A 25,383-nucleotide genomic window follows, 5' to 3' on the forward strand; every position below is an offset into this window, starting at 1 on the left:
CGCAATGCGCTCGCCGTTTCGTGACGCGCTGACGACGGCGCTCCTGCTGACCGCGGCAGTCGCGATCGTCGCCGCCATCGGCACGCAGCTTTCGGGGGGCACGCAGCGCATCATCATCGACGCGATGATCAAGATGATCATCGTGCTGGGTATGTACATCTTCGTCGGCAACTCCGGTCTGTTGTCGTTCGGGCACATCGGCTTCCTCGGGCTGGGCGCCTACACGGCCGCATGGCTGACCATCCCGCCCTCGATCAAGGCGTCGCTGATGCCCGGCCTGCCCGATTTCCTCGCGACGGCCGCGCTCCACCCCCTGCCCGCCGCTCTTGCCGGCGGCGCGGCGGCTTCCCTGGCGGCGCTGCTCGTGGGGATTCCCCTGACGCGGCTGGCGGGGGTCGCCGCCTCGATCGGCACCTTCGCGATGCTGGTGGTCTTCTACGCCATCTTCTCCAATTGGACCTCGGTGACCGGCGGACAGGGATCGCTCTACGGCCTGCCGGTATTCACCAGCCTGCCGGTGGCCGCCGGCTTCACGGTCGCCACAATCCTCGGCGCCGCTATGTACCAGGCCAGCGCATCGGGCTTCCGGCTGCGCGGCTCGCGCGAGGACGCCGTTGCCGCCCAGGCCTCGGGCATCGACATTCGCCGGGAACGGCTGATCGCCTTCGTGATCTCTGCGTTCTTCGTCGGCGTTGCCGGCGCCCTCTACGCGCATTTCCTGCAGGTCGTCGTCGCCCGCGAGTTCTATCTCAAGCTCACCTTCATCACCGTGGCGATGCTGGTCATCGGCGGCATGCGCTCGCTGAGCGGTGCTGTGGCCGGGACCGCTTTCGTCGCCTTTCTCTCGGAGGTGCTGCGCCAGGCGGAGCGCGGCATCGATCTTGGTGTCGTCAGCATCGGCGGCCGGCTCGGCCTGCAGGAGGTGGGGCTTGCCATCGCCATGCTGATCGTTCTCATCTTCCGTCCGCGCGGCATTACCGGCGGGCGCGAGCTCACCCTTGGCTGGAGATCGCGATGAAACTGGTTGGCGTCGACGTGGGAGGCACGTTCACCGACGTGATGTACTCGGACTCGGTCGACAGGAAGGTCATCATCCACAAGGTGCCGACGACCGGCGACGACCCGTCGCGCGGGGTGATGACGGGTATCCTCGAGCTGTGCACGCGCAACGGCATCGACGCCGCCGACATCGACTATGTCTTCCACGGCACGACGATCGCGACCAACGCTGTCCTCGAATATCGCGGCGCCGAAGCCGGCATGATCACCACCAAGGGGTTCCGCGACATCATCCATATCGGCCGCCACCAGCGGCCGCAGCACTACTCGATCATGCAGGAGATCCCGTGGCAGGACAGGCCCCTGGTCCGACGGCGGCACCGCAAGGTGGTGACCGAGCGCCTGGCGCCGCCCAACGGGGCAGTGCTCGTGCCGCTGGACGAGGACGAGGTGCGCGTCGCGGCCCGCGAGCTGAAGGCCCGTGATGTTCAATCCATCGCCATCTGCTTCCTGTTCTCCTACCTCAACTCTATGCATGAGGACCGGGCCCGCGCGATCGTGCTCGAGGAGCATCCCGACGCTTTCGTGACCACGTCGAGCTCGGTGGTCTCGCAGTTCCGTGAGTTCGAACGCTTCACCACAGCAGCGATGAACGCCTATATCGGGCCGCCGGTGCGCAACTACGTGCAGCAGCTCGACAAGGCGCTGCGCGGCGCCGGCATGCGGGCGGAGCTGCGCATCATGCGATCCAACGGCGGCGTGGCGACGCCGGCCACCATCTCCGAGTTCCCGGTGCTGACCCTGCTCTCCGGTCCGGCGGCCGGCGTGCTCGGTGGCGCCGTGTGCGGCGCCCTGTCGGGGCGCCGCAACCTCATCACCTTCGACGTCGGCGGCACCAGCGCCGATATCGGCGTCACCAACGAAGGCGTGTTCAGCGAGGCCTCGGCGCGCGATACCACGATCGCCGGCTATCCCGTGCTGGTGCCGATGATCGACATCCACACGATCGGCGCCGGTGGCGGCAGCGTCGCCTATATCGACGCAGGCGGCTCCTTCCATGTCGGCCCGCGCAGCGCCGGCTCGGTTCCCGGGCCAGCCGCCTATGCGCGCGGCGGACAGGAGCCCACGGTGACCGACGCCAATGTCGTGCTGGGCCGCCTCGACAAGGACAACTTCCTGGGCGGCGCGATGAGCCTCGATGTCGAGGGCGCCCACAAGGTGGTTGGCGAGATCGCCCGGACGCTCGGGCTGAGCGTCGACGAGGCCGCCGCCGGCATCGTCACCATCCTGAACAGCAACATGGCCAATGCCATCCGCTCCCGAACCGTGCAGAAGGGCATCGACCCGCGTGACTTCTCGCTGATGGCCTTCGGCGGCGCGGGCCCGCTGCACGGCGCCGAGGTCGCCGACATGCTCGGCATCCCGGAAGTGATCGTGCCGGCCTTCCCGGGCATCACGTCCGCGCTTGGCCTGCTCGCCAGCGAGCTGAAATATGATGCGGTGCGCACGCAGTTCCAGGTCTCGACCGACCTCGACGTCGCGCGCCTCAACACCAATTTCACCCAAATGGAGCGCGATATCCTGCAGCAATTCGAGGCCGACCGGGTCCCGGCCGGTGACATCGCGCTGCGCCGCTTTGCGGACGCCCGCTATGTCGGCCAGGGCTACGAGCTGCGCATCGACATCGGCCAGGGCACGATCGACGGTCCGGCGATGCAGGAGGCCTTCGCGCAATTCCACCGCATCCACGAGGCCGAGTATGGCCACGCGTTCCCGGAAAGCCCGATCGAGATCGTCAACATCCGCGTGACCGGCACGGCGCCCAGTCCACAGCTCGAATGGCCCAGGAGCACCGCCGGAGGCTCGCGCGAGAAGGCGTTGGTCAAGGTCGCCAGCACGAAGTTCCGTGTCGATGGCGCGCTGCGCGCCTTCGACACCGCCTTCTACCGCCGCGCCGACCTGCCGGTCGGCACGGCGCTGTCCGGACCGGCCATCATCCTTCAGCTCGACGCCACCACGGTTGTGCCGCCGAACTGGTCGTTCACAGCCGATCCTCATGGCAATCTGATCCTGACCGCGGGAGTGGCACGATGAGCGCGCAGGCGATCCAGGGACGCATCGATCCCATCACGGCGAAGGTCATCCAGGGTGCCCTCGAGCACATCGCCATCGAGATGGGCTACAAGCTGATGCGGATGAGCTATTCGAGCATCATCCGCGAATCGGAGGATTTCGGCGCCGCGCTCATCGACGCGCAGTGCCGCCAGCTTGCCGAGGCCAAGCAGAGCACGCCGCTGCAGTCCGGCCCGATCCCGGGCTACATCCGCGGCATGCTGAAGATGCTTCAGGAGCGCGGCGAGACCATCCGTCCGGGCGACGTGTTCATGCACAACGACCCTTACGGCGGTGCCTCGCACGGACCGGACGTCGCCTTCGTCGTTCCCGTCTTCCACAAGGATGCGCTCGCCGGCTATGCGGTGACGACGGCGCACCACCTCGACATCGGTGCCCATACGCCGGGCAGCGGCGGCATCGTCGATGCCATCGACTGCTATGCCGAGGGCCTGCGGTTCCAGGCGATCAAGGTCTACGAGGAAGGCCGCCGCAACAATCAGGTCTGGCACATGCTGCGCACCAACATCCGCCTGCCCGACCTGGTGCTTGGCGACATGGAGGCGCAGATCGCAGCAGCCCGCATCGGCGCCCAGCGCTATGTGGAGCTGGTCGAGCGCTACGGGTTGCCGACCGTGACGGCCGCGACCGAGGACATGTTCGATGCCTCGGAGCGGCTGCTGCGCGCCGCCATCGCCAAGCTGCCCGACGGCGAGTACTCCGCCACGACCTACATCGACGGCTATCTCGACGACCCGAACCCGGCACGCCGCGACCTGCCGATCAAGGTCACGATCAGGATCGCCGGCGACGAGATGACCGTGGATCTGACCGGCACCGCGCCGCAGGTATCGGATCGACCGATCAACATGCCCTTCAAGGGCACAGTCGACTGCGCGATCTGGCTGTCGGTGCGCTCGGTGCTGCTCGATTCCGCGGTGCATGGCGAGATCCAGCAGAACGAGGGCCTGACACGGCCGATCAAGATCGTCGCGCCGGAAGGCACGCTGGCCAATCCCATCTTCCCGGCGCCCGTGATCGCGCGTTTCTGCCCTGGCATCGAGCTCTCGAATGCCGTCGTGCAGGCGCTGAGCCAGGTGGTGCCCCGCCAGGTCTGCGGCGGCTGCGCCAATGGCGGCGGCCTGCTGCTGGCCGGCCAGCAGGGCAACAATTTCTGGCTCCAGGTCGAGCTGTTCTCGGGCAGCTACGGCGGCCGCTGGCAGATGGACGGCATGGACTCTGTCGACGTGCTCTACGCCAATACCCGCAACAATCCGATCGAGGACATCGAATCGCACGTGCCGCTGCGCATCGAGCGCTACGAGCTGCGCGAGCAGGTGGCCGCCGCCGGCCGTTGGCGCGGCGGCGTCGGCTCGATCCGTCATTTGCGCTTCCTGTCACCGGGCAGCGCCTCGGTCGAGAGCGAGGGGCATAAATATCCCCCCAAGGGATTGTTCGGCGGCGCCGACGGCACACCCTCGCAGCTGGTGCGCGTCAAGACCGACGGCAGCGAAATCCAGCTTCCGTCCAAGCTGCCGCATCACCCGTTCGCGCAGGACGAGTCGATCGTTGCGATCCGGGCCTGCGCCGGCGGCTACGGCAATCCGCTGGAGCGCGACCCGCAGGCCGTGCTCGACGATGTGCTCGACGACTACATCACGCCCGAGCAGGCCTTCGCGCAATATCGCGTCAAGATCATCGACGGCAAGGTGGATGCCGCCGCCACCCGCGCGGCACGCGCTTCAGCCTAGGGAGACCACGATGGCACGTTTCCTCAACATCGCCGGGGCGCAGCTCGGCGGCATCGCGCGCAACGAATCACGGCAGAGCGTGGTGTCACGCCTGGTCGCGCTGCTGCGCGAGGCGCATGGCCGCGGCGCCGAGGTCGTGGTGTTCCCCGAGCTGGCGCTGACGACATTCTTCCCCCGCTGGTGGATGGAGGACCAGGCCGAGATCGACGGCTTCTTTGAGAAGGAGATGCCCAGCGCCACGACGCAGCCGCTGTTCGACGCGGCGAAGGCCCTGGGCGTCGGCTTCTACCTCGGCTACGCCGAGCTGGCGGTGCAGGCGGGCAAGACCAGGCACTACAACACCGCGATTCTGGTCGACCGCAAGGGCGAGATCATCGGCAAGTACCGCAAGGTGCACCTGCCGGGCCACGCCGATCACCGCCCGCACATGCCCTACCAGCATCTCGAGAAGCTCTATTTCGACGTCGGCGACATCGGCTTCGGCACCTGGGACTATGCCGGCGGCAAGTTCGGCATGGCGATATGCAATGACCGCCGCTGGCCCGAGACCTATCGCGTGATGGCGCTGAAGGGCGCCGAGGTGGTCGTGCTCGGCTACAACACGCCGACCCATATTCCTTGGGAGCCGGTCTACGATCATCTCAGCGCCTTCCACAACCACCTCGTCATGCAGGCCGCGGGCTATCAGAACAGCATGTATGTGGTGGGCGTCGCCAAGGCCGGCATGGAAGAGGGCTCGAACCTGCTGGCCGGCAGCTGCATCGTCGCGCCGTCGGGCGAGATCATCGCCCTGGCGCAGACGGCCGGCGACGAGGTGCTCATCGCCAAGTGCGACCTCGACATCTGCCTCTACAATCGCAAGGCGATGTTCAATTTCGCCGAGCACCGGCAGGTCCAGCACTACGCCAAGATCACCGAGTAGCACCCGCCAACCGTGAAAGGTGATAGGCCAGCAGCTCGCCCAGCCGGCTGCGCCCGATCGGGTCACGGTAGGCCCGCTGGATGAACGATACGTCCATGTTGCTGTTGCCTTCGATCACCATCGGCCCGTCGGTGGTGAGCGCCATGTCCCAGCCGATGACGATGCGGTTGCGAAACGCCCCGTGAGCCCGCCGGGCCAGGTCGCGCAGCGCCGGCCAGTCCTCGATCCGGCGGCCCAGCACCGGCGCGCCGGTCACGGGATGGTTGCGGTACCACGCAAGGCAGGTGTCGGGCTTGTCACCTGTCAGCCAGCCGAGGCGGCCCGTCTCGATGTCGATGGCAGCCCCGTGCTCCCAGTCCGGATGCGTGTCCCAGTCCGGCTCGATCTTGGCCAGCACGCGCAGCATGGCGTGCGTGACTTCCGGCTCGTCATCCCGGTCCAGGCAGGTCACGACCCGCACGACGATCAGAGACTCCTTGGCCAGGTCGGCAAGGCTGGCGTGGTTGCGCAGGCGTGGCTGGACGATGACCGGCGTCGTCTTGCCGCCGACCTCCGTCAGCGACTGACGCCGCACAGTCTCGATCACGTCGGCAAGCGACAGCGCATGGCCGCTGCGATCGAGATAGGTGAGGTGCGCGATACGCCGGAACTGCCCGGTCTTCATGGTGCCGCGGCCGCGCATCAGCTTGGCGAAGAGGTCGCGATCGAGATCCGCCGTATGTGCATGCCGGCGGATCCGGCCATCGATCGCCGACAGCAGGATCGGCGGCGTCGGGATGCCGGCCCTGGCGCAGACATCGCCGAACACCAGCTTGTCCGTCAGCTCATGCCGGATGCCGTCGCTGCGGGTCCGTGCCGCGTTGAGGACCGCGAACAGGCCGTTCTTGGTCTCGTAGCGCGTCAGGTAGTACGGCGCTTCCTTGCGTCCCGCGGACCGGTACAGCTCGAACAGGTAGTAGCTGACCGCGTCGATGCCTTGCGCGATGCCCATGCCGAGCAGGTCCCTGAACTGCCGGACCAGCGGTCTGCCGTCGACCCGCTCCACCTGAGGTCCGATCCGGCCCCCGAAGAAAGCGGCCATCGCCAGCGTCACCGCCTGCCGCAGGCCCGGCCGATGCAGGATGGGATAGCGCGTCGGATAGCGCGCCGCGCGGAACAGGTGCTGATCGAAGAACAGGGCGCGGGCGAGCGCCCCGACTTCGATCGGTGTCGCGGCACGCGGCGCCACGACGCCAACGCCACCCGCATCCGGCAGCGCCGGATGGCTGCGGATCCGATCGTCCAGCCGCGCCAGGACGAGGGACGTGACGTAGCAGAGGACAACCAGCAGCGAGGCATAGTCGACCGCGGCATCAAGCATGTCGGGCGACAGCAGGGACGCCGGACCGCTCACGCCGGCGATCACATCCAGCGCGCTCCAGACGAGCTGGACGGCGAAGCCGGCACGCAACCACAGGGCTACCCGTCGATGGGAGTCATAGAGGCGGGTGCATTGCTGCAGGCACAGGAACGCAACCAGCCCCAGGGGTACCGTGAACCAGCACGCCTCGTTCCAGAACGGCGCCAAATCGTTGAACCAGTCGGCGGTCATGCTGGTCGCGAAGAGCGCCATCCCGACGGTGGCAAACGCCCACCCGATACGGTGCGCCGGATGCCGGCGATGGCGATAAAACTGTGACGCGGCGAACGCCATGCCGCCCAGAACGATCACCGCTGCGCCGATCTCGACCGGCGAATCGGCGCGCCAGGCCGGGATGTCGGCCAGCGCCGGCACGAGCAGGGACAGGGACAACGCCAGCAGCGCATAAAGCACCGCAAGCGCGACGATCACGCGCGCCAACGGCCGTTGGTCCGGCAGCGGGCGTAAAATCCCTGGTCTCATCGGATGTCTCTCGGGGCCTGGCCTGACCTGGGATGTGGGTAGCGCCCCTGACAAATGGCTGATGGGTTTTATGAATTTGACGCGTCAAGTTGACCGATTGGAGAATAGCGTCCGCTCACCCACGAGGATGGTCATCGTGCCTCTGCAAGCGTTCACGTCCTTCATGCCGGCACGATCGATGCGGCCTGCGGCTCCATGACGCCCTACCGGATCGCCGTCGTCGGCTGCGGCGTCGGCGGCATGGCCGTGGCGACCCTGCTGGCGGATGCCGGGCATGACGTGACACTCTACGAGCGCTTCGGCGAGCCGAGGCCGCTGGGCGCTGGCCTGCTGCTGCAGCCGACCGGGCTGAAGGTGCTGCATCGCCTGGGCATCGAAGCCGCAGCGCTGGACATGGGCGCACATATCGCCGGCATCGACGGGCGCACCACGCGTGGCCGCAAGGTGCTAAGCCTGCGCTATGGCCAGCTCGATGCGCGCCTGCACGGGCTGGGCATCCATCGCGGCGTGCTCTTCCGCCTGCTGTTCGATCGCCTGCGGCGCTCGCCTGCACGGCTTGTGACCGCATCTGAGGTCGCCGGCATCGAGACGACGGCAAAGAGCGCGACCCTGCGCTTCGCCAACGGCGCGGCAACCGCTTCGGCCGACCTCGTGCTGGTGGCCGACGGCGCCCACTCGGCGCTGCGCGCGCAGGCAGGTGTCCGGTTTCGCGCCCCGCTCTATCCGTGGGGCTGCCTGTGGGCGACATTGCCCGACCGCGAGAACCGCTTCGCCGGCGTCCTGCACCAGCGCTTCCGCGACAGCCGGGTGATGATCGGCGCCCTGCCGGTCGGCCGGCAGCCGGACGATCCCGATGGCGAGCCTTGCGTCACCGTGTTCTGGAGCCTGCCGGCGCGTGACATCGATGCGGCGCGCGCCGCAGGCATCGCGGCCTTCAAGGCCAACGTCCTGCGCCACTGGCCCGAGCTGGGCCTTCCTCTCTCACACCTGCACGATATGGACCAGGTCGCCAGCGCCACCTATCGGCATGTCGCCATGCCGCGCTGGTCGCGCGAGCGGGCCGCGTTCCTCGGGGACGCGGCCCACGGCACCTCGCCGCAGCTCGGCCAGGGCGCCAACATGGCGCTGCTGGACGCCGCCGCGCTGGCGACGGCCTTCGCCACGGCGCCGGACATCACCGCGGCGCTGGCCCAGGCTGAAGCGGCACGGCAGGGGCCGGCACGCTTCTACCGCCAGGCCAGCCATCTGCTGACGCCGTTCTACCAATCGCGTTTCGCGCCGCTGGGCTGGCTGCGCGACCTGGCGTTCGGTCCGCTCTGCGCCTTCCCGCCGACGCGCGACATGATGCTCTCGACGCTGGCCGGCGTGCGCCGTGGATGGCTGGGGACATCCCCCGTGAACGCGGACGGCCGGCCCGACATCCCGATGGTGTAAGTGTCGGGCCGCGTGCGAGCGCCTCGCGACTATCCCCGTGTCAGCGGCTTGTACTTGATGCGATGCGGTTCCGTCGCATCGGCGCCGAGGCGACGGCGCTTGTCTTCCTCGTAGTCCTGGAAGTTGCCCTCGAACCACACCACCTGGCTGTCGCCCTCGAAGGAGAGGATGTGCGTGGCGATGCGGTCCAGGAACCACCGATCGTGGCTGATGATCACAGCGCAGCCGGCAAAATCGCCCAGCGCCTCTTCCAGCGCCCGCAGCGTGTCGACATCGAGGTCGTTGGTCGGCTCGTCGAGCAGCATCACGTTGGCGCCGCTCTTGAGCATCTTGGCCAGGTGCACACGGTTGCGCTCGCCGCCCGACAGCTGGCCCACCTTCTTCTGCTGGTCGGCGCCCTTGAAGTTGAAGCCGCCGCAATAGGCACGGCTGGGCATCTCGCGCTTGCCGATCTGCAGCACGTCAAGCCCGTCGGAGATCTCCTCCCATACCGACTTGTTGGGATCGAGCGAATCGCGCGACTGGTCGACATAGCCCAGCTTCACCGTCGGACCGACGGTGAAGCTGCCGGAATCGGCCTTGTCCTGGCCGGTGATCATGCGGAACAGCGTCGTCTTGCCGGCGCCGTTGGGGCCGATCACGCCGACGATGCCGCCCGGCGGCAGCTTGAAGTTGAGGTTGTCCATGAGCAGGCGGTCGCCGAAGCCCTTGGCGACCCCTTCGGCCTGGATCACCAGGTCGCCCAGGCGCGGGCCGGCGGGGATCACGATCTGCGCCTTCTCCAGGTTCTGCTTCTCGCCCTCCGCCAGCATCTCCTCGTAGGCTGCGATGCGCGCCTTGCTCTTGCTGCGGCGCGCCTGCGGACTCTGGCCCATCCACTCCAGCTCGCGCTGCAGGGTGCGCCGGCGCGCATCGGCTGCCCTCTCCTCCTGCGCCAGCCGCTGCTCCTTCTGCTGCAGCCAGGAGGAATAGTTGCCCTCCCATGGAATGCCCTGGCCGCGGTCGAGCTCCAGGATCCAGCCGGCGACGTTGTCGAGGAAGTAGCGGTCGTGGGTGATCGCCACCACGGTGCCGGGAAACTCCTTGAGGTAGCGCTCCAGCCACGCCACCGATTCGGCGTCGAGGTGGTTGGTGGGCTCGTCCAGCAGCAGCATGTCGGGCTTGCTCAGCAGCACCCGGCATAGCGCCACGCGCCGGCGCTCGCCGCCCGACAGCTTGGAGACGTCGGCGTCACCCGGCGGACAGCGCAGCGCGTCCATGGCGATCTCGACCGTGCGCTGGATGTCCCAGCCGTCGGCCGCGTCGATCTTCTCCTGCAGCTCGCCCTGCTCGGTGATCAGCTTCTCCATCTCGTCAGGATCGCTGACCTCGCCAAGCTGGTTCGATACCGCCTCGAAGCGCTGCACCAGCTGCGCGACCTCACCCACGCCTTCCATGACATTGCCCAGGGCGTCCTTGGTGGGATCGAGCTCCGGCTCCTGCGCCAGGTACCCGACCTTGACCCCCTCGGCTGCCCAGGCTTCGCCGGTGAAATTGTCGTCCTGGCCGGCCATGATGCGCAGCAAGGTCGACTTGCCGGCGCCGTTCAGGCCCAGCACGCCGATCTTGGCGCCGGGGAAGAAGCTGAGCCAGATGTCCTTCAGGACCTGCTTGCCGCCGGGCCACGTCTTGGACAGGCCCTTCATGACGTAGATGTACTGGTACGCGGCCATGTTATTGATCTTCCTTCATATTTTCGGCGGGCAAGCCGCTGGTTGCTGCGCGCTCGCACCGGCTGCGATGCGAGGGAGACGCCAGCCTTGTCCGCATGTCGATGAAACCGGGTTCGGCAGATATCTACGGGTTTCGCGGGGATAAAGCTAGGCACGATATCGGACCCGGAAGCCGGCCTCTGCCGGCCCCGCATTGCCGCTCGTGCTGCGGGGCGGAACCGCGTCGCAACGACAACGCGGCCATGCGCCGGTCGCCTTTTCCCGGTCGGAGAAATCGCCTTAAATGCCGGCCGTGAGCGAATATTTCGGAGCCGATACCTTATGCGCGGGCTGAAGATCGCGGCCATCGTCGCCGGTGCCATTATCATTTTGGTGATCGGCGGCGTCGTGATCTACCGGATCGCGGTCGAGGAAGGCGGTCCGGCCTTCGAGAAGGCCTTCAACGACAGCTTCCTGGAGAACTGCCTGACCTCGGCACGCCAGGCGGCGGCGAGCAGCGGCAAGAGCGGGCCCGAGATCGATGCCACCATCCAGCGCCGCTGCACCTGCGCCCTGGAGGTCGTGAAGCCGCTGCCGGTTTCGGACAAGGTTCTTCTGGGCCGGTCCGAGGAGAAGCAGCGCGAGGTGCTTGCCGAAGTCCAGAAGCGATGCCAGTGACGGCCGCGGGACAGGCGAACGAACCGGAGGGTGATCAGGGATGAGTGGACGGCTGGCAGGCAAGGTGGCGCTGATCACCGGCGGCGCATCGGGATTGGGCGAATGCTCGGCGATGCTGATGGCGCAGGAAGGCGCCAAGGTGGTAATCGCCGACATACAGGCCGACAAGGGCAAGGCGGTTGCCGGCAAGCTGGGCGCTGCCGGGCATTTCGTGGCGCTGGATGTCACCAGCGAGGCGCAATGGAAGGAAGCGATCGCCGCCGCGGTCGATCGCTTCGGCGCCCTGCACGTGCTGGTGAACTCGGCGGGCATCGGGCTGGGCAAGACGGTCGAGGAGATCGAGCTCGAGGAGTGGCGGCGCGTGCACGCCATCGATCTCGATGGCGTCTTCCTGGGCTGCAAGCACGGGGTGAGCGAGATCAAGAAGCACACCGCGACGCTGGGTGGCTCGATCATCAACATCTCGTCGATCTCCGGCATCATCGCCGGCGCCAACATGGCGGCCTACAACTCGGCCAAGGCCGGGGTGCGCCTGCTGTCGAAGTCGGTGGCCCTGCATTGCGCCAAGTCGGGCTACAACATCCGCTGCAACTCGGTGCATCCCACCTTCATCGACACGCCGATCCTCGACCGCTACCGCACGCGCTTCGGCGACGAGGTCATGCAGCAGAAGCTCGGCCGGCAGGTGCCGATCGGCCGACTGGGACGACCTGAAGAGGTCGGCTGGCCGATCGTCTTCCTGGCGTCCGACGAGTCGAGCTTCATGACCGGCTCTGAGGTCGTGATCGACGGCGGCATCAGCGCCATGTGAATCCGGGACTGCCGGCGCGGGATGTCGGCGCTCCCCGGCAACGGAGGAAACCCATGCTGCTGAACATCGACGGACACCGCATCTACTACGATATGGTCGGCCCCGATTCGGCGCCGATCGTCTGCTTCACCCACTCGCTGTCGTCGGATGGCGGCATGTGGCAGGAGCAGGTGCCGATCCTGCTGGGTGCCGGCTTCCGCGTGCTGCGCCTGGACATGCGCGGCCACGGCGGCAGCGACCCGGTGGCCGGCGACTACACGATGGCGATCCTGGCCGGCGACGTCGTCAAGGCGCTGGATGCGCTGGGCATCGACACGGTGCACTATATCGGCCTGTCGATCGGCGGCATGATCGGCCAGGCCCTGCTGCAGGACCATGGCCAGCGGCTGCGCTCGGCCATGCTGTGCGATACGCTGCCCGGCACGCCGCCGGGCTCCGAAGCAACCTGGGACGAACGCAAGACGGCGGTGCGGCAGGCCAACGGGCTGGCCACCATCGCCGACGGCACGATCGACCGCTGGTTCACGCCGGCTTTCAAGGACCGCAACCCGGCCCGCTGGCGGCAGATCCGCGACACCATCATCGGCACCACGCCGCAGGGCTTCCTGGGCTGCGCCGCAGCGATCCAGAGCTTCAATTTCGAGGACCGCCTGCACACCATCAAGGTGCCGACACTCGTCGTCTGCGGTGACCAGGATCCCGGCACGCCGCCGGACCGCAACCGGCTGATCGCCGAGAAGATCCCCGGCGGCCGTTACGAGGAGATCAAGAACGCGCGCCATTTGCCCAATGTCGAGCACCCCGAGGTGTTCAATCCGGTGATGGTGTCGTGGCTGCGGCAGAATCGTTAGCGAACCTCTCCCCGCGCGGCGGGGAAGCGCGTGCAAGGAAGGAAGAGACGACAATGCAATTCGGCTTCAGCGAGCAGCAGCAGGCGATCCGCGACAGCGTGGCGAAGCTGTGTGCCCAGTTCGACGATTCCTACTGGCTGAAGAAGGACAAGGAAGGCGGCTTCCCCAACGACTTCTATGCCGCGATGGCGGAAGCCGGCTGGCTGGGCATCGCCATGCCGGAAGCCTACGGCGGTGCCGGGCTGGGCGTCACCGAGGCGGCCCTGATGATGCAGACCGTAGCCGAATCAGGCGCCGCCCTGCAGGGCGCCTCGGCGATCCATCTCAACATCTTCGGCCCCAACCCGATCGTGGTGTTCGGCACCGAGGAGCAGAAGAAGCGCATCCTGCCCGACATCATCCAGGGCAAGGTCAAGGGCTGCTTCGCCGTCACAGAGCCCAATGCCGGGCTGAACACGACGGCGCTGGAGACCCGCGCCGAGCGCGACGGCAACGGCTACGTGGTCTACGGCAAGAAGGTCTTCATCACCACGGCCCAGATCGCCGACAAGATGCTGCTGATCGCCCGCACCACGCCGCGCGACCAGTGCCGGCGCCCCACCGACGGGCTGTCGCTGTTCTACACCGACTTCGACCGCTCCAAGATCGAGGTGCGCGAGCTCGACAAGATGGGCCGCAAGGCCGTCGACACCAACCAGGTGTTCATCGACGGGCTGAAGGTGCCGCTCGAGGACCGCATCGGCGAAGAAGGCAAGGGCTTCCATTATCTGCTGCATGGGCTGAACCCGGAGCGCATCCTGATCGCGGCCGAGGCGATCGGCATCGGCCGCGCGGCGCTGAAGCGCGCGACCCGGTACGCCAATGAACGCATCGTGTTCGGCCGGCCGATCGGCAAGAACCAGGCCATCCAGCACCCCCTGGCCGAGAGCTGGATGCAGCTCGAGGCGGCCAATCTGATGGCCTTCAAGGCCGCCTGGCTCTACGACAGCGGCCAGGACTGCGGCGCCGAGGCCAACGCCGCCAAGTATCTCGGCGCCGAAGCAGCCTACGAGGCATGCCAGCGCGCCGTGATGACCCATGGCGGCTACGGCTACACCAAGGAGTTCCACGTCGAGCGCTTCCTGCGCGAGGTCATGATCGCGCGCATCGCGCCCGTCAGCCCGCAGCTCATCCTCTGCTACATCGCCGAGAAGGTGCTGGGGCTGCCGAAGTCGTATTGAACCTCTTCCGCGAGCGGGAGAGGTCGGCGCGCAGCGCCGGGTGAGGGCTTCACACACGACATCTCGTGTGGAGCCCCTCACCTTCCCATCGCTACGCGATGGGCCCCTTCCTCTCCCGCTTGCGGGAGAGGAGATCAAGCCGGAACGGACGACGCATGCACCGGGCCGGTTGGCAGTTCGATCAGGTAGAAGGCGCGCTCGGCGCTGCCCAGCAGCGTCAGGATCGCGCCACGCTCGACCCATGGCAGCTCGGCGCCCAGCTGCAGGCAGCGATTGTTGCTCGACCAACATGACAGGGTTACGACATCTCGAAGACAGCCGGACACCCTTTTCCGCTAAGGTCGCAGGCAACAGGAGGAGCACATGCCAGGCGCGTTGGAGGGTGTGAAGATCGTCGACCTTACGGCGGTGCTGCTGGGGCCTTTCGCCACGCAGCACATGGCCGACATGGGCGCCGACGTGATCAAGATCGAGCCGCCGGAGGGCGACCTGCTGCGCAACTCCGGCCGTGGACCGTCGCCGAAGATGGGGCCGATCTATGTCGCGGCCGGGCGCAACAAGCGCTCGGTGTGCCTGGACCTCAAGAAGGCGTCGGCGGTCGAGGTAGTCAAGCGCCTGGTCAAGGACGCCGACATCTTCATCCACAACAGCCGCCCCCAGGCGATCGAGCGGCTGGGCCTGGGCTACGACGATCTGAAGAAGATCAAGCCGGACATCATCTATGCCTATGCGCTGGGCTACAAGCGCAACGGACCCTATGGCCACAAGCCCGCGTTCGACGACCTGGTGCAGGGGGCAAGCGGCGCCGCCTCGCTGCAGTCACGGGTCGATAGCGGGCCGCCGCGGTTCATGCCCAGCCTGATCGCCGACAAGACGACCGGCCTGCACCTGGCCATGGCGGTGCTGGCGGCGCTGTTCCATCGCGCGCGCACCGGTCAGGGCCAGATGATCGAGGTGCCGATGTTCGAGACCCTGGTTTCGTTCTGGATGACGGAGCACCTGTTCGGCGAGACCTTCGACCCGCCGACCGGAACGATGGGCTACGACCGCATCATCAACAAGTACCGCCATCCGTTCAAAACCAAGGACGGCTACATCTGCGCCCTGCCCTACACCGACCGGCACTGGCAGAGATTCTTCGAGCTGGCCGAACGGCCGGACATCGCCAAGGACCCGCGCTTCATCGACGGGCCGACTCGGGCGCGTCACTACTCTGAGCTCTATCAGGTGCTTGACAGCCTGCTGCTGAGCCGCCCGACCGGCGAATGGCTTACCCTGTTCGATGAAGCCGATATTCCGGCGATGCCGGTGAGCACGCTGGAGGACATTCCGCGCGACCCCCACCTGACGGAGACGGGCTTCTTCACCGAGCGTGAGCATCCTACCGAAGGTCGCATCACGACCATGGCCAGCCCGCTCGATTTCTCCGCGACGCCGACCAGCTTTCGGCGTCACGCGCCGCGCCTGGGTGTCGACGGACCGGACGTGCTGAAGCAGTATGGCTACACCCAGGCTGAGATCGATGGCCTGATGGCGGAGAAGGCGCTGCTGATCCCTATCTTCGAGGCAGCCGCACCGCCGGCGCAGGCTCTCGCGTCATCATGAGCACAGCCCGTGGATACGGGGCTTTGAATAGCCGGCGTGCGCCCTAGATTCGCTGGTCCATCTCCAGCGCCGGCTCGGGAACGTCGACGCAGCCGATGATCCGGGCCGGCACGCCGGCTGCGGTGCAGCCCGCGGGCACGGGATCGAGCACGACGCTGCCGGCTGCGATCTTGGCGCAGGCACCGACCTCGATATTGCCCAGCACCGTGGCATTGGCCCCCAGCAGCACCCCGCGCCGGATCTTGGGATGGCGATCGCCCCGCTCCTTGCCGGTGCCGCCCAGGGTGACTCCGTGCAGCATCGACACGCCGTCCTCGACGACGGCCGTCTCGCCGATCACCACGCCGGTGCCGTGGTCGATCATGATGCCCTTGCCGATCCGTGCCGCCGGGTTGATGTCGACGCCGAACAGCGAGCTGGCCCGGCTCTGCAGGAACAAGCCCATGCCCTTGCGGCCACGCTTCCACAGCCAGTGGGCGGCGCGGTGCGTCTGCAAGGCGTGGTAGCCCTTGAACCACAGGAACGGGTCGAGATGCGACGTGCATGCCGGGTCGCGCTCATGGACGGCGACGATGTCGGCGCGCGCCGCAACCCCCAGCGACGGGTCGGCTGAGAGGGCCTCGTCGAATGTCTGGCGGATCAGCATGGCCGGCGTCTCGGGCGTGCCCAGCGTGCGCGCGAGGTGATAGCTCAACGCCGCCTCGAAGCGCGGCTGGTTGATCACGGCCGCGTGCAGAAGCCCGCCCAGGGCCGGCTCGGTACGTGCAAGATTTTCGGCAGCCGCACGGACGGCTGCCCAGACCGGGTCGACGGCTGCGACCTTGGCAATCGCGCTGTGGTCCATCACTTCCCTCCGTTGACCCGACGCCTACGCCCTCGCCGAGGGTCGCTGCGAATGCGGCCGACCGCAAGCCCGGCTCGCACGAGTTTTACGTCACGTCGGACAAGAAAGACTAGGGCGAGCCCTGCCGGTGCCGGGTCAGCTGCCGCGTCGCTCGAGCTCGGCGATCAGGCCGTCGAGGCCATTGCGCTGGATATAGGCATTGAAGTCGGACCGCCGCGTGATCGCCATGCTGACGCCCTCGATGGTGACGTCGAGGATCTTGCCGTTCATGACCTCCCAGACGAGACGCACGGTCTGACCGTTCGGCTGCACGATCTGTGCATCCACCAGATCCTTTGGATTGTGGTGCGTGACCTTGCCGATCACCAATGATTGGCCGGAATACTCCCGGAAGCGGCTGGAATACGCCCTCACTTCTGCCTTCTCGAAAGCGGCGATGAAGCGCTGCCGCTGCTCGGGCGTGGCGGCGCTCCAGTGCCGCCCCAGCACCGTGCGGCCGATGCTGTTCATGTCGAAGCTCTCGCGCAGGATAGCCGACATCTCCAGCTCGCGCTGGGCGTCTGATGCTCCCGTCTTCAGCAGCGCCAGGACCCGGCTTGAGATCCCGCTGATCAGCGCCGCGGAGTCCTGCGCGCTGGCCGGGGCCGCCACGACGGCTCCCGTCACCAGAATACCCACGCCGCTCAGAACAGAGCGACGCGATAGCGTCGGCATAGACACGGGGTTCTCCCTTTGGAAGCTGCGCTCAGCGCGCCAGGCCGATCTCGGCCCGGCCCGGCCCATCGAGCGGCAGCGTAGACGCGCTTACCACGCCACGCTGACGGATCTGGGCAGCCCGGCGCTGGGTGTAGGCGCTGCGCATGGCGCTGTAGAAATCGACGGAATTCTTCTCGATGTCGTCCAGGGCCTGGATGACGCGTGACCGGCCATCGAGAGCCTCCGCGCCGGTGCGCGCATAGAGCAGCCATTCGACGTCAAAATGGGTCGCCGTGATCCGGAACGGGTCGATCAGGTAGTCGACCAGCATGCCGACGGCGTCGCGCGCATTGGACGGACCAGCCAGCGGCAGGACAAGGTAGGGGCCGCCATCCTCCGGCGGCGCCTTGGCCCATACGCCAATGGTCTGGCCGAAATCTTCCTTGGTCTGCGGCAGGCCGAAATCCTTGGCGACGTCGAAAATCCCCAGCACGCCAATGGTCGAGTTGATCAGGAAGCGGGCCACTGTCTGCGCCGCCCGCGTGCCCTCGCCCTGGGCCAGCTCGTTGATGGCGGTGACCGGCTCGCCCATGTTGTTGAGCACGTTGCGGGTGCCGCGCTGCACCCCGTTGGGCGTCAGGTCGCGATAGGTAACAGCCAGGGGACGCAGGATCAGGGTATCGAGGGTCTTGTTCAGCGCGAACATGAACCGGTTCGGCGTCTCCAGGGGATCCCACACCTCCCCTTCCTCAGGTGTCGCACATCCCCCCACCAGTGCCCCCGCCACGGCAAGCACAGCAACGGCACGGCGCGCGCCTGAAAACCAACTCGGCATCATGGATATCCCGTTCTAGCGACCGCAACCCATGGAACGGAGGCGACGCAGTATGACGAAGTGAACCCTCAAATCTCAATGCAAAAATAGCACGCGACTGCGTCCCCACCCCGTCGGACCATCGCTGAAATCCCTGCTGGGACAAGGCTTATATCACGCGCCTGCCACGCCTGCCACGAGACCGTCGCTCGGGTATCACGCTTGATTGGACACGGCGTCATCTTTCATCAGGCTGCTTTCACTCTCAGTCTGGACAAAGGGATAAAAATATCCTTATATGTAGGTATGGACGATTTGCTTACTGTTCTACGCACGGTGGCCGAGGAGACGCGGCTGCGCATCCTCGCCCTGGCGGCGCGCGACCAGCTCACGGTCAGCGAGTTCGTGGACATCCTGGGCCAGTCGCAACCGCGTGTGTCACGACACCTGAAGCTGCTGGTCGAGGCCGGCCTGCTGGAGCGCATCCGGGAAGGGCAATGGGCCTACTTCCGGCTGGTGCGCGACCTGGGGGCCAGCCAGTCCCTCGTCCGCGACGTCATAGACCGCCTGCCGCTGGACAACGCCATGCTCGCCGCCGACCAGGCGCGGCTCAGCGACCTCAAGCGCCGGCGCGAGAACCGCGCCATCGCCTATTTCCGGCAGAACGCTCAGCGCTGGGACCAGCTGCGCGCTCTGCACGTCGCCGACACCGAGATCGAGGCGACGCTGCTGGCGCAGCTACCCGAGGACACCGAGTCGCTGCTGGACATCGGCACCGGCACCGGGCGCATCCTGGAAGTGCTGGCGCCGCACGTGGAGCATGCCGTCGGCATCGACCAGTCGCGAGAGATGCTGGCGGTCGCGCGCACCAACCTGGCGCGCCTGGGCAACGGCCATGTCGAGATCCGGCAGGCCGACATGTATGCCCTGCCACTTCCGTCGATGTCCGTCGACGTCGTGACGATCCACCAGGTGCTGCACTACGCCGAGGACCCTGCCGCGGTGCTGCGCGAGGCGGCACGCGTTCTGAAGCCCGGCGGCACCATGCTGGTCGTCGATTTCGCGCCGCATGACCTGGTCGAGCTGCGCCGCGAGCACGCGCATGTGCATCTCGGCTTCGCCGACAACCAGGTGGCAGGCTGGCTCGCCGCTGCCGGCCTGCTGGGCGATCCGCCGATCCACCTGCCTGGGCGCAAGCTGATGGTCGGGATCTGGCGCGCGCGCCGCCCCGAGCGACGCGAGCCGGCGGCGTTGTCCGATGGCCCGGCGCCCAATCACGGCGGCATCAGCTGACCCCGCAGACAGGAACGTACGATGAGTCCCGATACCGGCCCCCTTTCTGCCGCCATGCCAACCCGCGAGTTTCCGGCCCGCAAGCCGTCAAAGCTCGTCGTGTCGTTCGAGTTCTCGCCGCCGCGCACCGAGGCGATGGCCCAGACGCTGTGGCAATCCATCGAGCGGCTGGCGCCGCTGCAGCCGGCCTTCATGTCGGTCACCTATGGCGCCGGTGGCTCGACGCGCCAGCGCACGCACGAGACCGTGGTGCGCATCCGGCGCGAGACCGGCATCGAGCCCGCGGCGCACCTGACTTGTGTGGCGGCCACGCGCGGCGAGATCGACGACATCGCGCGCGCCTATTGGGATGCCGGCATCCGCCACATCGTGGCGCTGCGGGGCGATCCGCCGCGTGAATCGGGCGGCCAGTATGTGGCGCATCCCGAAGGCTACCCCAACGCCGCCGCGCTGGTGGCTGGGCTGAAGCGCATCGGTGACTTCCAGATCAGCGTCGCTGGCTACCCCGAACGGCATCCCGATTCACCCGACGACAAGGCTGACCTCGACAATCTGCGGCGCAAGGTCGATGCCGGGGCCGATCGCTGCATCACCCAGTTCTTCTTCGACGTCGACGACTTCCTGCGCTTCCGCGACCGCGCCACGGCGATGGGAGTGCAGGTGCCGATCGTGCCCGGCATCATGCCGGTCTCGAACTTCGCCGGGATCGCGCGGATGGCAGGCATGTGCGGCGCCAAGGTCCCGCCTTGGCTCGCCGCCCTGTTCGACGGCCTGGACGACGACGCCGAGACTCGGCGCATGATCGCGGCCACGGTGGCCGGCGACCTCTGCCGCAAGCTGGAGTCGGAGGGTGTGTCGGCCTTCCATTTCTACACCTTGAACCGTGCCGACCTGACCTACGCGCTGTGCCATCTGCTCGGCGTGCGGCCGGCGGCGCGGCGTGCGGAGTGACAAGCATGCGACGCGACGCAAAGGCGGATCAGCTGCGCCGGCTGGCTGGCGAGCGGATCCTGGTGAAGGACGGCCCCTACGGCTCGATGATCCAGACCTATGGCCTGGACGAAGCCGGCTTCCGCGGCGGCCAAGCCTTCACCCATGATCAGAAGGGCAACAACGACCTGCTCAACATCACGCGCCCCGACGTGATCGGTGAGATCTGCGATGCCTATCTCGCGGCCGGCGCCGACATCGTGGCCACCAACACCTTCAACGCCAACGCCATCAGCCAGGCGGACTACGGCACCGAGAGCATGGTGCGCGAGATCAACCTGGCGGCGGCCCGGCTCACGCGCGCGGCTGCCGATCGCTTCAGCGCCGAGACGCCGGACAAGCCGCGCTTTGTCGCCGGTGCGCTGGGGCCGACGAACAAGACGCTGTCGGTGTCGCCCGACGTCAACAACCCGGGCTACCGCGCCGTCAGCTTCGACGAGGTGAAGGCCATCTACCGCGAGCAGATCGACGGCCTGCTCGATGGCGGCGTCGACTTCATCCTGATCGAGACCGTGTTCGACACGCTCAACGCCAAGGCCGCCATCGTGGCGGCCGACGAGGCGGCGGAAGAGCGCGGCGAGGAGCTGCCGGTGATGGTCTCCATGACGCTCACCGATCTCGCCGGCCGCAACATCTCGGGCCAGACCGTCGAGGCGTTCTGGCACTCGGTGCGCCACATCCGGCCGCTGACCATGGGCATGAACTGCTCGTTCGGTGCCACCGAGCTGCATCCCTATGTCGGCGTGCTGAACGCACAGGTCGACACGCTCTTGTGCGTCTACCCCAACGCCGGCCTGCCCAATGACATGGGCGCCTATGACGAGGCCCCCGAGACCACAGGGCGCCTGGTGCGCGGCTGGGCCGAGAGCGGCTGGCTCAACATCGTGGGCGGCTGCTGCGGCACGACGCCCGATCATATTCGCGCGATCGCCCAGGCCGTGAAGGGCCTGGCGCCGCGCACGCCCACCGTTCTGCCGCCCGCGCTGCGTCTGTCGGGCATGGAAGCTGCGAGTTTCTTCTGATGTCACAGCGTGTAGCGACGTTCATCAATATCGGCGAGCGCACCAACGTCACCGGGTCGGCCAAGTTCAAGAACCTGATCCTGGCCGGCGATTATACGGCGGCGATCGAGGTGGCGCGCCAGCAGGTCGAGGCCGGCGCGCAGATCATCGACGTCAACATGGACGAGGGCCTGCTCGACGCCGAGAAGGCGATGGAGACGTTCCTCAAGCTGATCGCCGCCGAGCCCGACATCGCGCGCGTGCCGATCATGGTCGACAGCTCGAAATGGAGCGTGATCGAGGCCGGCCTGAAATGCGTCGCCGGCAAGGCGATCGTGAACTCCATCAGCCTCAAGGAGGGCGAGGCGCCCTTCATCGCGCATGCGCGCAAGGTGCGCCGCTACGGCGCCGCGGCCGTCATCATGGCCTTCGACGAGAAGGGACAGGCCGACAGCATCGAACGCAAGGTTGCGATCTGCAAGCGCGCCTACGACGTGCTTGTGAGCAAGGCCGGCTTCCCGGCCGAGGACATCATCTTCGATCCCAACATCTTCGCCGTCGCCACCGGCATCGAGGAGCACAACAACTACGGCGTCGACTTCATCGAGGCCGTGCGGCGCATCAAGGCCGAATGCCCGCACGCCAGGATCTCCGGCGGCGTCTCCAACCTGTCCTTCTCGTTCCGCGGCAACGAGCCGGTGCGGCGCGCCATGCACTCGGTGTTCCTGTACCATGCCATCCAGGCCGGCATGGACATGGGCATCGTCAACGCCGGCCAGCTCGACGTCTACGACCAGATCCCGGCCGAGCTGCGCGACGCCTGCGAGGATGTGATCCTCAACCGCCGGCCGGATGGGACCGAGCGCCTGCTGGAGCTGGCGCCGCGCTACAAGAAGGAAGGCGCCGTCGCCGAAACCGCCGAGGCCGAGTGGCGCTCCTGGGCTGTCGCCAAGCGGCTTGAGCATGCGCTGGTCAAGGGCATCGACCAGTGGGTCGTGGAGGACACCGAGGAGGCGCGCAAATCCGCGCGCCGGCCGATCGAGGTCATCGAGGGGCCGCTGATGGCCGGCATGAACGTGGTCGGCGACCTGTTCGGCGCCGGCAAGATGTTCCTGCCGCAGGTCGTGAAGTCGGCGCGGGTGATGAAGAAGGCGGTAGCCCACCTCATCCCGTTCATCGAAGCGGAGAAGACCGAGAAGTCCAAGCCCAAGGGCAAGATCGTGATGGCGACTGTCAAGGGCGACGTGCACGACATCGGTAAGAACATCGTGGGCGTCGTCCTGCAGTGCAACAACTTCGAGGTGGTCGACCTCGGCGTCATGGTGCCGGTGCAGGACATCCTCAAGGCCGCCAACGAGAACGAGGCCAATTTCATCGGGCTGTCGGGCCTGATCACGCCGTCGCTCGACGAGATGGTCACCGTCGCCGAGGAGATGACGCGCTCGGGCTTCAAGATCCCGCTGCTGATCGGCGGCGCCACGACGTCGCGGGTCCACACGGCATTGCGCATCGCGCCGCGCTATCACGGGCCTACCGTGCACGTGCTCGATGCCTCGCGCGCCGTCGGCGTCTGCACCACGCTGGCCTCCGACACGCAGGCCAACGACTTTACCGCTCAGGTCGCCGCCGAGTATGAGGAGATCCGGCGCCAGCGGGCGGGCGGACAAAAGGACAAGCTGGCGACTCTGGCGACGGCGCGGGCCAACGGCCTGCACATCGACTGGAACGCCTACGAACCGCCGCAGCCCACCTTCATCGGCACCCAGGCATTCGCCGACTATCCGCTCGAGGATCTCGTCGAGCGCATCGACTGGACGCCCTTCTTCCGGTCCTGGGAGCTGGCAGGCAACTACCCCAAGATCCTCGACGATCCCGTGGTCGGTGACAGCGCCCGCCAGCTCTATGCCGATGCGCGCAAGATGCTGGACCGCATCATCGCCGAGAAATGGCTGACCGCGAAGGGCGCGCTCGGCTTCTGGCCCAGCCGCCGCGACGGCGACGACGTGGTGCTGTTCGAGGACGAGGCCCGCACCAAGGAGCTGTCGCGCCTCTTCTTCCTGCGTCAGCAGGTCGGCAAGCGCGAGGGCCGCGCCAACATGTGCCTGGCCGATTTCGTGTCGCCCGACCAAGACTACCTCGGCGCCTTCGCCGTGACGGCCGGGCACGGCATTGAAGCGCACCTGGAGCGCTTCAAGGCGGCGCATGACGACTACTCGAGCATCCTGCTCAAGGCGCTGGCCGACCGCCTGGCCGAGGCGTTCGCCGAACGCCTGCACGAGCGCGTGCGCAAGGAGTTCTGGGGCTACGCCGCCGACGAGGACCTCAGCAACGACGCGCTGATCCGTGAGAAGTACCGCGGCATCCGCCCGGCCCCGGGCTATCCGGCCTGCCCCGACCATTCGCAGAAGCCGGAGCTGTTCCGTCTGCTCAACGCCGGCCAGAATGCCGGCTTGAGCCTGACCGATGGCTTCGCCATGCTGCCCACGGCAGCCGTGTCGGGCTACTACTTCGCCCACCCGCAGGCGGCCTATTTCGGCGTCGCGCGCATCGGCAAGGATCAGGTCGAGGATTTCGCAGCCCGTCGCGGCGTGCCCGTGGCGCAGGCCGAGAAGTGGCTGCGGCCGAACCTGGGATACGAGGTCTGACTCTTTCCTGTCTGCCCGGCCTATCAGACGCTTCCACGCATCGACCTCCGTGCAAAGGCCTTCATGGTTCGACAAGCTCACCATGAAGGCGTCTTTGCGCTGAAGTTTCCCATCAACCTTACTTGCCGATGCAGGTCCCCGCGGTCTCGGGCGTGCAGACATCGAGGCCGGTATAGGTCGGGTCTTTCGGCGCCGGCTTGCCGTCCTTGATGTCCTTCAGGAACAGCATGGTCCGGTAGCCCATCTCGGCCGGCCGCTGCCCGACCTGGCCCTTCGAGAGCCCGGCCTTCAACAGGTCCATCTGCACCGGCAGCGTGTCGGCGACAACCAGCGCAAGAGAGCCGTCCTTGATGCGCGCCTTGTACTTCTCAGCGACCCGCTTGTAGGCCTGCGGGATGAACTGCGGGAAGCCGCCGGTCGGGATGAAGGCATCCAGCTTCGGGAACTTGCCCAGGATATCTTCCATCTGCTGCACCGACAGCGGGAAGTCGTCGTTCGTATAGAGCGGGCAGCCTGCCACTTCGGACCAGCCGTTCTGGCCCGTGAGCCGCGTGCCGGGCGCCTGCGCGCTCTTCGCGCCAGCCAGCGTGTCACGGATGCCCTGCATGCGCTCATTGTGGTTGGCTGCCGCGGCGCCGCCCGATTGGATGCAGATCGTGCCGCCCTTGGGCTTGATCTTCTGGGCAAGCTTCGCAAGGTTCACGCCGATCTCGTAGTTGTGCGTCCCGACATACGCGATGCGCAGCGCCTTGTCCTTCTCCAGGAGGTCGCTGTCCCAGGTCAGCACGGGGATGCCTGCCGCCTTGGCGCCTTCGAGCGCCTTACCCATGGCCGCCGCATTGGACGGCGATACGGCAATGCCGTCGACCTTCTTGGCGATGAGGTCGTTGACCACCTGCACCTGCTCCTCGCCGCCGCCATGCTCTCCCGGCCCGATGTAGAGGCATTCGACCGCGCCCTTGAGCTCTCGTTCGGCCTTCTTGCAACCGTCACGTGCCTGGTCGAAGAACGGATTGTTCATGTTCTTCGGGACAAGGGCGAAGACATACTTCTTGGATTGGGCCTCAGCGTCCTGGCTCATGGCGAGGACCGCAGCCGCCGCAATCGTTGCGTTGAGCAATTTGCCGATCATTGGACCCTCCCT

At 67.0% G+C, this 25,383-nt stretch carries 19 protein-coding genes and 1 pseudogene; 13 read left to right on the plus strand and 7 right to left on the minus strand.

Going from position 1 to position 25,383, the window contains the following annotated elements; all coding sequences use genetic code 11:
* Window positions 1–4 precede the first annotated feature (4 nt).
* From FHP25_RS23795 to FHP25_RS23810, 4 genes are read left to right on the plus strand one after another with little or no spacing between them, the layout of a single operon-like run.
* Window positions 5–1,018: a branched-chain amino acid ABC transporter permease gene (locus FHP25_RS23795; protein WP_231712456.1), complete on the plus strand. Its 1,014-nt coding sequence runs from the start codon at window positions 5–7 to the stop codon at window positions 1,016–1,018.
* Complete coding sequence (locus tag FHP25_RS23800) at window positions 1,015–3,093, plus strand: hydantoinase/oxoprolinase family protein (protein ID WP_147849470.1); 2,079 nt, start codon at window positions 1,015–1,017, stop codon at window positions 3,091–3,093. Before FHP25_RS23795 ends, FHP25_RS23800 begins: the two co-directional genes overlap by 4 nt.
* Window positions 3,090–4,862, plus strand: a complete 1,773-nt coding sequence (locus FHP25_RS23805; protein ID WP_147849471.1) for a hydantoinase B/oxoprolinase family protein — start codon at window positions 3,090–3,092, stop codon at window positions 4,860–4,862. The genes FHP25_RS23800 and FHP25_RS23805 overlap by 4 nt, the downstream gene beginning before the upstream one ends.
* 10 nt (window positions 4,863–4,872) lie before the next feature.
* The gene (locus FHP25_RS23810; RefSeq protein WP_147849472.1) at window positions 4,873–5,784 is read left to right on the plus strand and encodes an N-carbamoyl-D-amino-acid hydrolase; all 912 of its coding nucleotides are present in this window, start codon (window positions 4,873–4,875) and stop codon (window positions 5,782–5,784) included.
* On the opposite strand, the gene FHP25_RS23815 is transcribed toward FHP25_RS23810, so the two are convergent.
* On the minus strand, window positions 5,774–7,666 hold the full coding sequence (locus FHP25_RS23815) for a sugar-transfer associated ATP-grasp domain-containing protein (protein ID WP_147849473.1): 1,893 nt from the start codon (window positions 7,664–7,666) through the stop codon (window positions 5,774–5,776). The genes FHP25_RS23810 and FHP25_RS23815 overlap by 11 nt on opposite strands.
* 195 nt (window positions 7,667–7,861) lie before the next feature.
* Between FHP25_RS23815 and FHP25_RS23820 the strand changes: the two genes are divergently transcribed.
* Window positions 7,862–9,100, plus strand: a complete 1,239-nt coding sequence (locus FHP25_RS23820) for an FAD-dependent oxidoreductase (RefSeq protein WP_147849474.1) — start codon at window positions 7,862–7,864, stop codon at window positions 9,098–9,100.
* A 29-nt stretch (window positions 9,101–9,129) separates the two neighbouring features.
* Here FHP25_RS23820 and ettA read toward each other — a convergent pair whose 3' ends face one another.
* Window positions 9,130–10,812 carry an energy-dependent translational throttle protein EttA gene (gene ettA, locus FHP25_RS23825; protein ID WP_147849475.1) on the minus strand — a complete coding sequence of 561 codons (1,683 nt, stop codon included), beginning with the start codon at window positions 10,810–10,812 and terminating at the stop codon, window positions 9,130–9,132.
* Between the two features lie 321 nt (window positions 10,813–11,133).
* On the opposite strand from ettA, the gene FHP25_RS23830 reads away from it, so the two are divergent.
* Genes FHP25_RS23830 through FHP25_RS23845 form a run of 4 tightly spaced genes read left to right on the plus strand, consistent with a single transcriptional unit; the run spans window position 11,134 to window position 14,351 of the window.
* Complete coding sequence (locus FHP25_RS23830) at window positions 11,134–11,469, plus strand: hypothetical protein (protein WP_147849476.1); 336 nt, start codon at window positions 11,134–11,136, stop codon at window positions 11,467–11,469.
* A gap of 40 nt (window positions 11,470–11,509) precedes the next feature.
* Window positions 11,510–12,280 (plus strand): glucose 1-dehydrogenase, encoded by a 771-nt coding sequence (locus tag FHP25_RS23835; RefSeq protein WP_147849477.1) that lies wholly within the window; start codon window positions 11,510–11,512, stop codon window positions 12,278–12,280.
* Window positions 12,281–12,333: 53 nt separating this feature from the next.
* Window positions 12,334–13,131, plus strand: coding sequence for a 3-oxoadipate enol-lactonase (gene pcaD / locus FHP25_RS23840; RefSeq protein ID WP_147849478.1), 798 nt, complete (start codon window positions 12,334–12,336; stop codon window positions 13,129–13,131).
* A 53-nt stretch (window positions 13,132–13,184) separates the two neighbouring features.
* Window positions 13,185–14,351 (plus strand): acyl-CoA dehydrogenase family protein, encoded by a 1,167-nt coding sequence (locus tag FHP25_RS23845; RefSeq protein WP_147849479.1) that lies wholly within the window; start codon window positions 13,185–13,187, stop codon window positions 14,349–14,351.
* Between the two features lie 134 nt (window positions 14,352–14,485).
* On the opposite strand, the gene FHP25_RS23850 is transcribed toward FHP25_RS23845, so the two are convergent.
* Window positions 14,486–14,677 carry a hypothetical protein gene (locus FHP25_RS23850; RefSeq protein WP_147849480.1) on the minus strand — a complete coding sequence of 64 codons (192 nt, stop codon included), beginning with the start codon at window positions 14,675–14,677 and terminating at the stop codon, window positions 14,486–14,488.
* A gap of 37 nt (window positions 14,678–14,714) precedes the next feature.
* Here FHP25_RS23850 and FHP25_RS23855 point away from each other — a divergent pair, with 37 nt between their 5' ends.
* Entirely contained in the window at window positions 14,715–15,956 is a 1,242-nt protein-coding gene (locus tag FHP25_RS23855; RefSeq protein ID WP_147849481.1) for a CaiB/BaiF CoA transferase family protein, read from the plus strand.
* Between the two features lie 43 nt (window positions 15,957–15,999).
* Here the strand turns inward: FHP25_RS23855 and cysE are convergent, their stop codons facing one another.
* The 3 genes from cysE to FHP25_RS23870 all read right to left on the minus strand — a co-directional run bounded on the left by cysE (window position 16,000) and on the right by FHP25_RS23870 (window position 18,235).
* Window positions 16,000–16,800 carry a serine O-acetyltransferase gene (gene cysE / locus FHP25_RS23860; RefSeq protein ID WP_147849482.1) on the minus strand — a complete coding sequence of 267 codons (801 nt, stop codon included), beginning with the start codon at window positions 16,798–16,800 and terminating at the stop codon, window positions 16,000–16,002.
* Between the two features lie 135 nt (window positions 16,801–16,935).
* Entirely contained in the window at window positions 16,936–17,583 is a 648-nt protein-coding gene (locus FHP25_RS23865) for an MlaC/ttg2D family ABC transporter substrate-binding protein (protein WP_147849483.1), read from the minus strand.
* The gene (locus tag FHP25_RS23870) at window positions 17,546–18,235 is read right to left on the minus strand and encodes an MlaA family lipoprotein (RefSeq protein WP_178133739.1); all 690 of its coding nucleotides are present in this window, start codon (window positions 18,233–18,235) and stop codon (window positions 17,546–17,548) included. The genes FHP25_RS23865 and FHP25_RS23870 overlap by 38 nt, the downstream gene beginning before the upstream one ends.
* Window positions 18,236–18,616: 381 nt before the next feature.
* On the opposite strand from FHP25_RS23870, the gene FHP25_RS23875 reads away from it, so the two are divergent.
* From FHP25_RS23875 to metH, 3 genes and pseudogenes are all read left to right on the plus strand, one after another.
* On the plus strand, window positions 18,617–19,603 hold the full coding sequence (locus tag FHP25_RS23875) for an ArsR/SmtB family transcription factor (RefSeq protein ID WP_147849485.1): 987 nt from the start codon (window positions 18,617–18,619) through the stop codon (window positions 19,601–19,603).
* A 54-nt stretch (window positions 19,604–19,657) separates the two neighbouring features.
* Window positions 19,658–20,554, plus strand: a complete 897-nt coding sequence (gene metF, locus FHP25_RS23880; RefSeq protein WP_231712457.1) for a methylenetetrahydrofolate reductase [NAD(P)H] — start codon at window positions 19,658–19,660, stop codon at window positions 20,552–20,554.
* 5 nt (window positions 20,555–20,559) lie between these two features.
* Window positions 20,560–24,239: pseudogene (gene metH, locus FHP25_RS23890) on the plus strand (methionine synthase).
* Between the two features lie 118 nt (window positions 24,240–24,357).
* Here metH and FHP25_RS23895 read toward each other — a convergent pair.
* Window positions 24,358–25,371, minus strand: coding sequence for a sugar-binding protein (locus tag FHP25_RS23895; RefSeq protein WP_147849489.1), 1,014 nt, complete (start codon window positions 25,369–25,371; stop codon window positions 24,358–24,360).
* Window positions 25,372–25,383: the final 12 nt, after the last annotated feature.

Source organism: Vineibacter terrae (genome assembly GCF_008039615.1).
GTDB lineage: Bacteria > Pseudomonadota > Alphaproteobacteria > Reyranellales > Reyranellaceae > Vineibacter > Vineibacter terrae.